Annotated in this window: 12 protein-coding genes; 6 read left to right on the forward strand and 6 right to left on the reverse strand. The window is 66.6% G+C overall.

Going from position 1 to position 12,646, the window contains the following annotated elements:
* Nucleotides 1-222: 222 nt before the first annotated feature.
* Nucleotides 223-1,626, forward strand: coding sequence for a hypothetical protein (locus ACP15W_RS05955; RefSeq protein WP_424931937.1), 1,404 nt, complete (start codon nt 223-225; stop codon nt 1,624-1,626).
* 3 nt (nt 1,627-1,629) lie between these two features.
* On the opposite strand, the gene ACP15W_RS05960 is transcribed toward ACP15W_RS05955, so the two are convergent.
* Together ACP15W_RS05960 and ACP15W_RS05965 are read right to left on the reverse strand one after the other, a co-directional pair.
* The gene (locus ACP15W_RS05960) at nt 1,630-4,182 is read right to left on the reverse strand and encodes an ABC transporter permease (RefSeq protein WP_424931938.1); all 2,553 of its coding nucleotides are present in this window, start codon (nt 4,180-4,182) and stop codon (nt 1,630-1,632) included.
* Nucleotides 4,179-4,883, reverse strand: coding sequence for an ABC transporter ATP-binding protein (locus tag ACP15W_RS05965; RefSeq protein ID WP_424931939.1), 705 nt, complete (start codon nt 4,881-4,883; stop codon nt 4,179-4,181). Before ACP15W_RS05965 ends, ACP15W_RS05960 begins: the two co-directional genes overlap by 4 nt.
* 54 nt (nt 4,884-4,937) lie before the next feature.
* On the opposite strand from ACP15W_RS05965, the gene ACP15W_RS05970 reads away from it, so the two are divergent.
* Nucleotides 4,938-5,576, forward strand: coding sequence for an arylesterase (locus ACP15W_RS05970; protein ID WP_424931940.1), 639 nt, complete (start codon nt 4,938-4,940; stop codon nt 5,574-5,576).
* Nucleotides 5,577-5,594: 18 nt separating this feature from the next.
* On the opposite strand, the gene ACP15W_RS05975 is transcribed toward ACP15W_RS05970, so the two are convergent.
* Nucleotides 5,595-5,807 (reverse strand): DUF1127 domain-containing protein, encoded by a 213-nt coding sequence (locus tag ACP15W_RS05975; RefSeq protein WP_424931941.1) that lies wholly within the window; start codon nt 5,805-5,807, stop codon nt 5,595-5,597.
* Nucleotides 5,808-5,926: 119 nt separating this feature from the next.
* On the opposite strand from ACP15W_RS05975, the gene ACP15W_RS05980 reads away from it, so the two are divergent.
* Nucleotides 5,927-6,799 carry a LysR family transcriptional regulator gene (locus ACP15W_RS05980; protein ID WP_424931942.1) on the forward strand — a complete coding sequence of 291 codons (873 nt, stop codon included), beginning with the start codon at nt 5,927-5,929 and terminating at the stop codon, nt 6,797-6,799.
* Here the strand turns inward: ACP15W_RS05980 and ACP15W_RS05985 are convergent.
* Entirely contained in the window at nt 6,766-7,539 is a 774-nt protein-coding gene (locus ACP15W_RS05985) for a DUF599 family protein (RefSeq protein ID WP_424931943.1), read from the reverse strand. The genes ACP15W_RS05980 and ACP15W_RS05985 overlap by 34 nt on opposite strands.
* Nucleotides 7,540-7,709: 170 nt before the next feature.
* On the opposite strand from ACP15W_RS05985, the gene ACP15W_RS05990 reads away from it, so the two are divergent.
* Complete coding sequence (locus ACP15W_RS05990; RefSeq protein WP_424932284.1) at nt 7,710-8,612, forward strand: DMT family transporter; 903 nt, start codon at nt 7,710-7,712, stop codon at nt 8,610-8,612.
* A gap of 63 nt (nt 8,613-8,675) precedes the next feature.
* On the opposite strand, the gene ACP15W_RS05995 is transcribed toward ACP15W_RS05990, so the two are convergent.
* The gene (locus tag ACP15W_RS05995; protein WP_424931944.1) at nt 8,676-8,858 is read right to left on the reverse strand and encodes a hypothetical protein; all 183 of its coding nucleotides are present in this window, start codon (nt 8,856-8,858) and stop codon (nt 8,676-8,678) included.
* A 179-nt stretch (nt 8,859-9,037) separates the two neighbouring features.
* Here ACP15W_RS05995 and ACP15W_RS06000 point away from each other — a divergent pair, with 179 nt between their 5' ends.
* Entirely contained in the window at nt 9,038-9,811 is a 774-nt protein-coding gene (locus tag ACP15W_RS06000; RefSeq protein ID WP_424931945.1) for an alpha/beta fold hydrolase, read from the forward strand.
* A gap of 213 nt (nt 9,812-10,024) precedes the next feature.
* Entirely contained in the window at nt 10,025-11,188 is a 1,164-nt protein-coding gene (rnd, locus tag ACP15W_RS06005) for a ribonuclease D (RefSeq protein ID WP_424931946.1), read from the forward strand.
* 36 nt (nt 11,189-11,224) lie between these two features.
* On the opposite strand, the gene ACP15W_RS06010 is transcribed toward rnd, so the two are convergent.
* Nucleotides 11,225-12,340: a TauD/TfdA family dioxygenase gene (locus ACP15W_RS06010; RefSeq protein WP_424931947.1), complete on the reverse strand. Its 1,116-nt coding sequence runs from the start codon at nt 12,338-12,340 to the stop codon at nt 11,225-11,227.
* Nucleotides 12,341-12,646 lie beyond the last annotated feature (306 nt).

Here is a 12,646-nt window from a genome sequence, read left to right on the forward strand (position 1 = left end):
GGACGTCTTGGTTGGGGAAAGGGCTGACGGCAAAGGGCAGGAGCCGGACACTTCGGCCTGATGCACAGGTTGCGATCGCCCTCTCGTGAACCTCGGGGCTTTTCAATTCCGCCGGTGCGTGCGACGAGGGGGCGGACAGGGCCGCGCATTCATTGGCCGCGGCGGACGGATAGCGATGTTGCCTGATTGCCAGCCGGCGTTCCCGGCCCCCGTGACACGATCATGACCCAGGACCGCATGACACTTGCCAGTGCCGGCGGGCTGATGATGATTGCCGCGCTCGGCGCGTCGATCCTGCACGAGTTCTCCGGGCAGGAGGTGCTGGCGCTTTTCGCGGGCGCCTTCGCGGCCATCGGGATCGCGGCCTACTGGCCCGGCATTGCCTGGTCGCGGCGGGCCTTCGTGCTGATCGGCCTTGGGCTGCTTGCCCTCTCTGCGGTGACGCAGGACGATTGGCGCGAAACCGCGGCGCTCGGGCTTCAGAAGGCTGGGTTCATCGCGGGGTTCTTCACCGCCATGACGGCCATGCGCGCGGCCGCGATTGGTTCGCCCGGCATTCTGGAATGCGGGCGGTTCCTTTCGGGCCAGCCGCCGGGGCGGCGCTACCTCGCGCTCACGCTTGGCGGGCATCTCTTCGGACTGGTGCTGATGTATGGCTCGATCGCGCTGCTCGGGGCGCTGGCGACGGAAGCCGCGGAAAAGGAGCCGAACGAGGAAATCCGGCGCCATCGCAAGCGCCGGATGCTGGTGGCGATCCAGCGCGGGTTCATCTCGACCCTGCCGTGGTCGCCGCTGGCTTTTGCCTCCGCGATCACGCTCTCGCTCGTTCCGGGGGCGGATTGGGCGCGGGCGGTGCCCTATTGCCTCGTCAGCGCGCTGCTGCTCGCGGGGATCGGCTGGGCGCTCGACACGCTCTTCAAGCCGAAGCTTTCCGTGCCGATGCCGCGTCAGGCGGCAGAGGGGCAATGGCTGAAGCGGCTGCGTCCGCTTCTGAACCTTCTCGTGGTTCTCGTGCTTCTGGTGGGCGCGGTGCATTACCTCACCGGCGTGCGGATCGTGGGGGTTGTGATGATCGTCGTTCCGGTGGTCGCGCTGATCTGGGTCGCGTTCCAGGCCGGTGCGGGGCCGAGCGCGCTTCATGCCGGGCAGCGGGCGGCGGATTTCGCGCTGCGCGATCTGCCCCGGCAGCGGTCCGAGGTGGTGCTCCTGGTGATGGCGGCCTTCATCGGGACGGTGGGCGGTCATCTGGCCGCGCCCGCGGTCGCCGCGATGGGGCTCGATCTGGGCCGCGTGCCGACGCCGCTCTTGCTTTTGGGTCTGTTCTGGCTCATTCCGCTGACCGGGCAGATCGGCATGAACCCGATCCTTGCGGTTGCGCTCATCGCGCCGCTTCTGCCCGCACCGAGCGAAATGGGGGTGAGCGCCTCGGTGGTTGTGGTGACCATCACCAGCGGCTGGGCGCTGAGCGGGGCGACCTCGCCCTTCACCGCTTCGACGCTGCTGATCGGCTCCTACGGCAAGGTCGATGCGCGGCTCGTGGGGCTGGTCTGGAACGGTGCCTATGCCCTGGTGTGCGGGTCGGTTCTGTCGCTCTGGATCTTGGCGCTGGCGATGTTCACGGGCTGAAGGCTACTCCCGCCCGCGCAGCACATGGGCGGGTTTGGCCGCGAGCGGCCGGAGCGCGAAGAGGAGCCCGGCGAGGAGGCTCGCGAGCGCGCCGCCGATGACGATGCCGAGCGCGGAGGTCCAGGAGAAGGTGAACTCGGCCTCCATGACCTGGGTGGTGACCCACCAGCCGCCGATGGCGCCGGCCGCGATGGCGATGGTTCCGGCTGCCGCGCCCACGAGGGCCGAGCGCAGCGCGAAGCTCGCGAGGATGCGGTTGCGCGTGGCGCCCAGCGTCTTGAGGATCGCGGCCTCGTAGATCCGGCGTCTTTCGCCTGCGGCGGCCGCGCCCACCAGCACGATGACCCCTGTCAGCAGGGTGATGGAGGCCCCCCAGCGGGTGGCGACGCCGATGCCGGAGAGGATCTCGGCGGCGCGCTCGATGGCGTCGCGGGTGCGCACGGCGGTGACGTTGGGATAGGTGCTGCTCAGGTCGCGCAGGTAAGGGCCTTCGGCCTCGCGGTCGGACATGTAGACGGTTGCGATATGGGTGTGCGGTGCGCCGGCGAGGGCGGCCGGGTCCACGATCATCACGAAGTTGATGCCCATGGTGTCGAACTCGACCTCGCGGAAGCTGGCGATTTCGAAGCTGAGGTCGCGGCCCAGCACGTTGACGGTGATCTCGTCGCCGAGGTTCAGGCCCAGTTCGGCGGCCTCCTCGGCGGAGAAGCTCATCTGGGGCGGGCCGTCGTAATCCGCGGGCCACCAGGCGCCTTCGGTGATGCGTGTGCCTGGTGGCGGGGCGCTGGCGTAGGTGAGACCGCGGTCGCCGCGCAGGACCCAGTGGGGCCCTGCGACTTCGGATGCGGGTTGGCCGTTGATCCGGGTGATGACGCCGCGGAGCATGGGGGCGGTCTCGATGTCCTCGACGCCCGCGCGGGCGAGGCTTTCCTCGCGGACGGCATTGAGTTGCGCGGACTGGATGTCGACGAGGAAATAGGCCGGGGCGCGGTCGGGAAGTTCGCTGAGCACGAGGTTGCGCAGGTTGAAGTCGATCTGGCCGATGGAGGCGAGGACCGAGAGGCCGAGGCCCAGCGAGAGGCAGACGGCGACGGTTTCGCTGCCCGGTCCGCCGAGGGCCGCGATGGCCCAGCGCAGCGGCGGGCGGCGGTCGGTCAGTGTCGTGCGTGCGGCGCGGCGTGCGGCAAGGCGGAGGCCGAGGGCCGCGACGGCGAGGATGGCGAGGGCGGCGAGTATGCCGGCGGTGATGGTGAGCGTGAGCTCGGCGTTGCCCGAGAAGGCGGTCGCGATGGACACGAGGATGGCCAGCAGGATCGCGATCACGCCGATGTCGCGGCCGCCGGGCAGGTGGCCCCCGGCGGTGGCGTCCCGGAAGAGGGCGGCGGCGCGCACCTTGCGGGCACGGGCGAGCGGCCAGAGGGTGAAGATGCAGGCGGTCAGCGTGCCGTAGATCGCGGCCTCAACGATGGGGCGGGCATAGATGCGGAACTCGGCCGGAACCGGCAGGCGGGCTTCCACGAGCGGGGCTGCGAGCAGCGGGAGCGCCGTGCCTGCGATGATGCCGATGGCGATGCCCAGGAGGGCGAGGAGGCCGATCTGGAGGAAGTAGACCGCGTAGATCGTGCGCGCCTCGGCGCCCAGTGTCTTGAAGATCGCGATGGTTTCCGTCTTGGCGTCGAGGTGGCTCTTCACGGCCGCCGCGACACCGACCCCGCCCACGGCAAGGCCCGCGAGGCCAAGGAGCACGAGGAAATCCGCCAGGCGGTCCACGAAGCGGGACACGCCGGGCACGCCGCCGCGCCGATCGCGCCATTGCAGGCCGTCATCGGCAAAGAGCTCGCGGGCTTCGTCGCGCAGGGCGGGGAGGTTGGCGTCGGGCGCCAGGCGGAGGCGGTAGGAGCTTTCGAAGAGCGAGCCTTCGGAGAGGAGGCCGGAGGCGGCGAGGTCGCGGCGCAATACGATGACGCGCGGCCCGAGGCTGATGCCCTGGGTGACGCTGTCGGGTTCCTGCAACAGGCGGGCGCTGATGCGGAAGCTCTGCTCGCCGAGGGAGACCGTGTCGCCGATGGCGAGGCCGAGCTGGTCGATGAGGGTGGTGTCCGCGATAAGGCCGGGTGTTCCGTCTTGGGGAGCGAGGGCGGAGGTGATGTCGGGGGCTATGTCGGTGGCGCCTTCGAGGGTGAGGCTGCCGTAGAGCGGGTGGGCGTCATCGACCGCCTTGACCTGGACCAGCGTGCGGGTGGGATCCTCCGTGGGGCCGGAGCCGAGCATGGAGCGGAAATCGACGAGCTCGGAGATGGCTTCGGAATTGACCTCCATCCAGGCGCGTTCCTCGGCGTTGGCGAAGCGGTAGCTGAACTCGATCTCGGCGTCGCCCCCGAGGAGGACTGCGGCGTTGCGGTCGAGGCCCGTCTCGATGGCCATGCGCACGTTGCCCACCGCGGCGATGGCGGCCACCCCGAGGGCGAGGCAGGTGATGAGCACGCGGAAACCGTGGATGCCGCCGCGCAGTTCCCGAAGCGCGAAGCGGGCTGCGAGGCCAGGCGAGGCGCTCATTCGGCGGCCTCGGTTCGGGTTTCGGGGGCGCCTGTCTCGATGCTGCCGTCACGGAGCCGGATGATGCGGTCGCAGCGGGCGGCGAGGTCGTCGGCATGTGTGACGAGGACAAGGGTGGAGCCGTGCTTGTCGCGCAGATCAAAAAGCAACCGGACGATGGCCTCGCCGGTCGTGCCGTCGAGATTGCCGGTGGGCTCGTCCGCAAGCAGGATTTCGGGCTTTCCGACGGTCGCGCGGGCCAGCGCAACGCGCTGTTGTTCGCCGCCCGAGAGCTGGGCCGGGTAGTGCCCGGTGCGATGGGCGAGGCCGACGTCCGCCAGCGCCTCCTCGGCCTTCTTCATGGCGTCCGGCACGCCCGCGAGTTCCAGCGGGGTGGCGACATTCTCCAGCGCGGTCATCATCGGGATGAGATGAAACGACTGGAAGACGACGCCGACGTGATCCCGGCGGAAGCGGGCGAGGGCGTCTTCCCCCAGCCCGGTGAAATCCTGGCCCAGGACGCTGATCGTGCCGCTTGTGGCAGTGTCGAGCCCGCCCAGCAGGAGCAGGAGCGAGGACTTGCCCGAGCCCGATGGTCCGACGAGGCCGACCGACTGGCCCTTTTCAATATCCAGCGAGATCTCGCGCAAGATGTTGACCGGGCCTGCGTTGCCCTGAAGGGTGAGCGACACATCTTTCAGCGAAATCACTGGAGAACTCATATGGGGCGGACCTCTTCTACACGCTCACTCGAGAGATATGGGGCAGGGGCATGGGTGCGCAAGCGCGCTGTCTGGCTCGTGATCATGCTTCTCTGGGCCGCACCGGGCCTGGCGGAGACCCGCATTCTCGCCTTCGGCGATTCGCTGGTCCAGGGCTACGGGCTGCCACAGGAGGAGGGCTTCGCGCCGCAACTGGAGGACTGGCTGGCGGAGAACGGCAAGCCGGATGTGGAGGTCATCAACGCGGGCGTGTCGGGGGATACGTCGGCCGGGGGTCTTGCGCGCATCGACTGGGCGCTGTCGGACGATCCTGACGCGGCAATCGTGCTGATCGGGGCCAATGACATGCTGCGGGGGCTGCCGCTCGGCGAGTTGCGCCGCAATCTCGACGGCATTCTCGAAGCGCTCGAAGCGAACGGATTGCCCGTGCTGCTATCGACGGTGCCCGCGGCCTCTAACTACGGGGCGGATTACCAAACCGAGTTCGCGGAGATCTATGCGGAGCTTGCAGAGGAACGGGAAGCGATCCTACATCCGAACTATTTCGCCGGGATCATGGGAGTGGAAAACCGGGATGAAGCCGTGAAGATGCTGCAAAGCGACGGCATTCATCCGAACGCCGCTGGCGTGCGCGCCAATATCGAGCAAATGGGGCCGTCTGTCCTCGAATTGCTCGACCGGGTCGAAGGCTAGGCGCGCACGGTTCTCGGTTCACTCGATGAACTTCTTCAGGCGCCGGGCCTCGGCATCGGCCCGGCCACGGGTGATCCCGATGTCGCGGAGCAGCCGATCTTCAAGCCGCGCGAGGGACCGGGCTTCGCGATAGCGGCTGTCGAGGGCGAGCAGCCCGGTCATGGTGCGGTCGGCCAGCGCCATCACCGGTTGCAGGCGAAGGGGCGCACGCAAGAGAGATGTAGTTGTCATCTGGTTTCCCATCGTGTTTCGTGGTCTGCGCGTGAAAATCATCACGCCATTTGATGCTACCCCCTTGCTTGGGATCGCTAAAACGAATATTTGTGCGGTATCTCATCAGAGGAATTGATATGCCGAGAAATCTCGACATAACCGCCCTCCGGTCCTTCGTGGCGGTGGCCGATGCGAAGGGCGTGACCAAGGCGGCATCGCAGCTGAACCTGACGCAATCGGCGGTCTCGATGCAACTCAAGCGGCTCGAAGAAAGCTTCGGGCAGGATCTGCTCGACCGGTCGGGGCGGCAGATCGCGTTGACCGTGGCAGGCGATCAGCTTCTCGGTTATGCGCGCAAGATGGTCAGCATGAATGACGAGACCTGGGGGCGGATGACCAATCAGGCCTTTGAGGGCGAAATCAATTTCGGCGTGCCCCATGACGTGATCTATCCCCATGTCCCGCGCATTCTCCAGCGGTTCAATGCGGAGTATCCCAGGATCCGGGTGCAGCTCCATTCGCTTTATACCAGCCGATTGAGGGTGCAGATCGGACGCGGCGAGATGGACCTCATTCTTGCCACCGAGGAGGCGCTCGATCCGGGTGGGGAGACGCTTGCCACGTCACCGCTTGTCTGGTCCGGCGCCCAGGGCGGGCAGGCCTGGCGCCATAGGCCGGTCCGGTTCGCGAGTGTCAGTCACTGTCTGTTCCGCCGTCCGGCGATCGAGGCGCTGGAGCGCGAGGGCATTCCCTGGGAGAACGGCATCGATTCGATTTCCGATATCGCGGTCGAGGCGAGCGTTTCGGCGGATCTGGCGATCTCCGTGCAACTCGAGGCATCGGTGCCGCGCAGCTGCGAGATCATCCGGCATGGCGGCGCGCTGCCGGTGCTGCCGGAGTATCAGGTCAACATGTACGTCTGCGAGGGGCCGCGCGCGGTGATGGCGGAGCGGCTCGCGGCTTTCGTGCGGCAGGCCTACGGCGCTTCGGAGGTCCTGGCGGCGGAGTGATCCTCGCTGGTTTCCGTTCGCTCCTCGTTGTCCTCCACCTTCTTGTTTTTCTCCGCGCTGCGGTTCAGGGGCAGGAGGGGGACCAGTTCGTGGATGCGGTCCGCCGTGGCGGAGCGGGTCTGGCGCCAGATCAGGAAGGCCGTGGCGCCGAGCGCCCCTGCAGCCAGTGGCAGGGGGCCGAGCAGCCAGAGGGCGGCGGCGCAGGCGAAGTAGTAGTTGCGCACGCCCTGGCTGAAGCTGCTCAGCGACCGGTTCAGCAGGGCCGCCAGCGCGGGTGACCAGGTGTCGAACTGCTCTTCCTCGTCGGGCAGGGGGCTCGCGGCCATCGCGGCCAGGAAATAGTTGAGCTGGCGCACGGACCAGATGAAATCGAAGAGCCCACGCAGGAGCGGTGCCAGCAGCAGGAAGGCCCGCCAGCCATGCAGTTCGAGCGCGCCGCCATGCAGCGCGATGCCGCCGCCGGGCATGTCGGAGGCTGAGACGACTGCGCCGCCGATGCCTACGATGACCAGCAGGTTCGCGGAGCCGAAGAAGGTGGCGGAGTGGATCGTCTGGCCGATGATCTGCGCGTCGATCAGCAGGAAGTTGCGGCGCAGGAGCTGGCGCATCCAGGCGGCCCGCACGATCATCATGTCACCCGTCACCGAGGGCCATTTGCTCGCGATGACGCGCAGCGCCGGTTCGAGGCTGAGCCAGCAGGCGAGGAAGACGGCAAGCGCGAGGTAATCGGGTATCGTCAAGAGGTTCGGTCCTTCTCCGGATCGCTCGCGTCAGGCTTGCGCCATGGGCGGGGCCTGATCAAGGGAGAATGCGGGAAGGCCGCTTTCCGCGGGGAATTGACGCGGGCCGCATGGCCGGGGCAGAGGGGCACGTGGAAGGGCGGTCCGGTTCCGGGCCGAAGGGGGACGGGATGCAGGCGGAGAGCGCGATCAGGCTGGGGAGCGGGGCGAACCTCGCTGGTGCCATGTGGATGGTTCTGGCGATGGCCGCCTTCGCGGTCGAGGATGCCTTCATCAAGGGGGCCTCGCGAGCGTTGCCGGTGGGCCAGATCCTCATGCTCTTCGGTCTGGGTGGAGCGGCGGTCTTTGCCCTTGCCGCGCGGCTGGGTGGCGCACCGCTCTTCGTGCGTGCGGTCCTTTCCCGCCCGATGCTCTTGCGGATGCTCTTCGAGGTCACGGGGCGGCTCTTCTATACCCTAGCGATTGCGCTCACGCCCCTTTCGATGACGAGCATCATCCTGCAGGCGACGCCGATTGCCGTGGTCGGCGGGGCGGCTCTGTTGCTCGGCGAGCAAGTGGGCTGGCGGCGCTGGACGGCGATTCTCGTCGGGCTGGCCGGGGTCATGATCATCATTCAACCGGGGACGGGCAGTTTCTCACCGCTTTCGATGCTTGCGGTGATCGGGATGCTGGGCTTTGCCGGGCGAGATCTGGCGAGCCGCGTGGCGCCTGCCTCCCTCGGCACCGCCCTTCTGGGGTTCTACGGGTTTCTCGCCGTCTTCGTGGCCGGGGCGATCTACGCGCTCTGGTCTGGGGAGTCGCTTGTCGTTCCGGATAAAAGTGCTGCGCTCTGCCTGCTCGGGGCGATCCTGGTCGGAGCGGGCGCCTATGCGGGGCTGATGAAGGCGATGCGCACCGGCGAGGTGTCGGCCGTCACGCCCTTCCGCTACACGCGGCTGATCTTCGGCATCGCACTGGGCGTGCTCTTCTTCGGGGAGGGGCTGACGCTTGCGATGTTCCTCGGATCGGGGCTGATCGTGGTCTCGGGGCTCTTCATCCTGCAACGGAGCAAGCAGGCGTCTTCCGCGACCTGAGAGCCGACGCAAAACGCCTCCCGAGGGCCGGGAGGCGTTTGGGTCAACAACGGAGGCCCGTTGTCAGCTCACGTTCGGGCCGCGAAGGATCCGGATCTTCTCGCGGACCTTGCGCCATTGTTCGGCCTCATCGGCGTGACCTGCTTCCTCGCAGCTCTTCGCCTTCTGGGCCGCTTCATATTCTGCACGGTCGCCATGCGCGCTGTAGAGGCGGTTGGCGTAATCGTCGACAGAAGTCATGTTCATCGTTTCTTCCTCCTCTGGGTCGTTATGCGCCTTCGGAAGGGCACGCTACCACATTGGAATGTGTGCTGGCATCCCCCTATGCTGCTAAACCTGTGGTCGGTCGCGTCGGTTTCAACGGGGGGTGTGGCTCGACACTTGCGGAAATTTCGGGGTAGATCATCGCAACGGGAGCATGCGACATGACGGAACAACCGCCAATTCTCTTTCTTCACGGGGCTTTCTCGGGGCCGGAGGTCTGGAACACCTTCGTTGCGCCCTGGTTCGCGCAGCGTGGTCACAAGGTCTCTGTGCCGCGCCTGCCCGGGCCGACCAAGGGGCCGGCGACGCTTCGGGACTATGTCGATGCCGCGATGGCGGCGGCGGAAGATCTGGGCGGACGCCCCGTGGTGGTGGGGCATTCCTTCGGTGGGCTCATCGCGCAGCACTTGGCCGCCCGGCGTCGCGTCTCGGGGGCGGTTCTCGTCTCCTCGCCGGGACCCTGTGGCCTTGCACCCTCGTTCTGGCAGCTTTCGGCCCGCTACCCGGATGTGCTGGCGGCGACGCTGGTGGTCCAGGCGGGGGCGGGCGATCTCCTGGGGATCGACATGATCCGCCGGGCCCTCTTCACGCCCGAGACACCGGATGACTGGATCATGGAATTTATCGGGACGCCTTTGACGCCCGAGAGCCCACGCGCGCTGTTCGACGGTCTGACCTGGGATCTGCCGGCCTGGCCCCTTGCGCGGCTCACGCCGATGTTGGCAGTACTGGGCGATCAGGATGCCTTCGTTCCGGTGACGGATCTCTGGGCACTGGGGCTCACCTATGGCGCGGAAACCGAGCTGATCCGCGGCGTGGCGCACGGGCTGCCGCTCGATCCTTCCTGGAAGAGCCTAGTGTGGCGGATCAATGCCTGGCTCGACGAACGCGCCATCGGCCAGAGACGGGAGCGGGCACTTGCAGGGGTGGCCTGAGGCGGACACTCGCCGGTGCCGGTGCGCAATCTGACGCAATATTTGCCTTGGCAATCGACTTGTGGCACAAGTCGGTCCTCAAAGTGGTATCCTCTTGTTCCTTTTCCGGTTTTTCTTGACGGAATTTGCAGGAGAGCCGATGTGCCGGCCATCAGATGCAGATCGTATCGGATTCGAGAATGGTGCCCTTGGAAGTGTCTATGGAGCACCTGATTGAATCTGATTGAAGATACCGCCTCGCTCGCCGAATTCTGCCAGACCTGTGCCGATGTGCCCTATGTGACGGTGGATACGGAATTTCTCAGGGAGCGGACCTATTACGCCCAGCTCTGCCTCGTTCAGCTTGCCCGTCCCGGCAAGGGGAATGACGGCGCGGTGCTGATAGACACCCTGGCGGATGGCCTTTCGCTGGAGCCGCTCTACGAGCTCTTCCGCAACCGCAACGTCGTCAAGGTCTTTCACGCCGCGCGGCAGGATCTGGAGATCTTTCAGGTCAATGCCGGCGTGATCCCGCAGCCCTTCTTCGATACCCAGGTCGCCGCGATGGTCTGCGGCTACGGCGATCAGGTCGGCTACGAGACCCTGGTGCGTCAGATCGCGGCGGCGAAGATCGACAAGTCGTCCCGGTTCACGGACTGGAGCCGCCGCCCCCTGACGGACGCGCAGAAAACATATGCGCTGGCGGATGTGACCCACCTGCGCAGGATCTACGAGGTGCTTGCGGCGGGACTGAAGAAGAGCGGGCGCGCGGCATGGGTGGAAGAGGAACTGGCGGTTCTGCTCGATCCCGAGACCTATCGCACCGAGCCCGCGGATGCCTGGATGCGGGTGAAGACGCGCTCGAACTCGCCGAAATTCCTTGCGGCCATGAAGGAACTGGCGCGGTTTCGCGAAACCATGGCGCAGGTGCGCAATGTCCCGCGCAACCGGATCTTCAAGGACGATGCGCTGCTCGAACTGGCCGCAGCGCGCCCGGCGACGCTGGAGGATCTGGGAAAATCCCGTCTGCTCCTGCGCGATGCCCGCAAGGGCGACATTGCCGAGGGAATTCTGGCCGCAATCTCTGCGGCAAAGGACCTGACGCCTTCGGAAATTCCGGAACCGCGCGAGGGGAACGGCCGCAAGTCCGGCAGCGAGGCACTGGGGGATCTGCTTCGGGTGCTGCTCAAGGCGCGCTCGGACTCGGAAGGGGTGGCGCAGCGGCTGGTGGCCTCCGCTGCGGATCTCGACCTGATCGCGAATGAGGATCTTCCCGATGTGCCCGCGCTCCATGGCTGGCGCAACGAGGTCTTCGGGCGCGATGCCATGCGGCTGAAGCGCGGCGAGATTGCGCTTTCCGCGAACGGCTCCGAAGTTCGGGTCGTGCCGCTCGCATGAGGTGACGCGGGCAATCGCGCCCGCGCCCCGGAAGTCTCAGGCCGCCTTGCGCGCAAGCACGCGAATGCGGCTGTCCCATTCGCCCCGATCGACGTAGCACCCATGCAGGTGCCGGTAGCCGGTTGCGGGGTTGAACGCCTCGCGGCCGTGAAGCACGCGCCGATTGTCGAAGACCACCATCTCCCCTGAACCGAGCTTGAGGGAAACGGCATAGGCCGGATCCCGCAGCATCCCCATGAAGCCCCGATAGGCGCGGTAGAAGGGCATCATCAGGTCGGGGTCGAGATCGACGATGTCGGCGAGGTGGGCGTTGAAGCAGATCTCCGAGACATTCCCGCGCACATCGAGCGCAATCACGGTCTTGCGCGCCCGGATGTCGGTTTCGGCATCATGGAAGCGGAACGGCACCGAGACGGTCGTAAGCAGATCGAAAGCCTGGGGATCTCGCGCCCGGAGATCCTCGGCCACGGCGACACCGTCGCAGAAGACCGATCCACCGCCTTCGGCCTCGTTGGCGAGACAATGCAGGAACTGGTAGCCGGGTGGCAGCTCCTGGTTCGTCAGGTCCGTATGCAGCGGAAGGGCATCCGACGTGTAGGCGAGGTTGTTCGGGTCGGGTTTGTTCACCACCTCGAAGGTCAGTCCGAAATTCGTCTCGCGCAGGTGGCCGACGCGCCGGGCGACATCCATGCCTGCCTCGGTGCTGTCCGCGAGGCCTTCGACGATGGAAAGCCCGTAGGCCCGGGTCTGGCCCAGCCAGTGGGCAAGGGCGGCGTCCGAGCGCATGACCTCATCGGCCGGTGCGCGCGGAATGCCCTCCGCGCCAAGATCGGCCTTCCAGGCGATGGCAGCGATATCGGCGGGATCGAGACGCGGTTGGCCGGGGCGGTTCGCCTTGATCCAGTCGAGATCGAACCGGCTCGGATGCCCCGCGCCGGGCCAGGTGATCAGCAGCGCGCCCGGATCAAGCTCGGCCCGCTCCGGCGTGATGTCGAGCGGCACGCTCGTGAGATCAAAGGCGCGCTCGCCGGTCTGCGGGTGAAACCCGGAGGGATCGGTGTCGCGCAACCAGATATAGGGAAATTTCCCGACGGTGCTGTCGGGCCAACGGATTTCGAGGCCATCGGCCCCAATGTTCAGAACAGGGTCCATGTTCGTGCTTTCTGGCTGGATTGAGATGTCGGATGCGTCGGGTCAGGCCGACCGAGGCGGTGGCCACCACGCATGGGCCTTCGCATGAGGATGACCCGGACATCTTCCCAGAACGGTGCACATGGCTGCGTCGAACTCTTTCGTGTGGGACGAGGCTAGTGGACCGACGATTGCGCGTCCAATGATTTCATACTGACAAGCTTACCTGGAGAGCAGTCGGCGCATGCCAACAGGCATGCGCCAGATAAAAGCTCCCGTGCGCGCACCTGCGCGCGCAATTCGGGCGGCAAAGGCCGCCCCGCGCTG

Origin of the sequence: Amaricoccus macauensis (assembly GCF_049800915.1) — a bacterium.
GTDB classification, from domain to species: Bacteria; Pseudomonadota; Alphaproteobacteria; order Rhodobacterales; family Rhodobacteraceae; genus Amaricoccus; species Amaricoccus macauensis_A.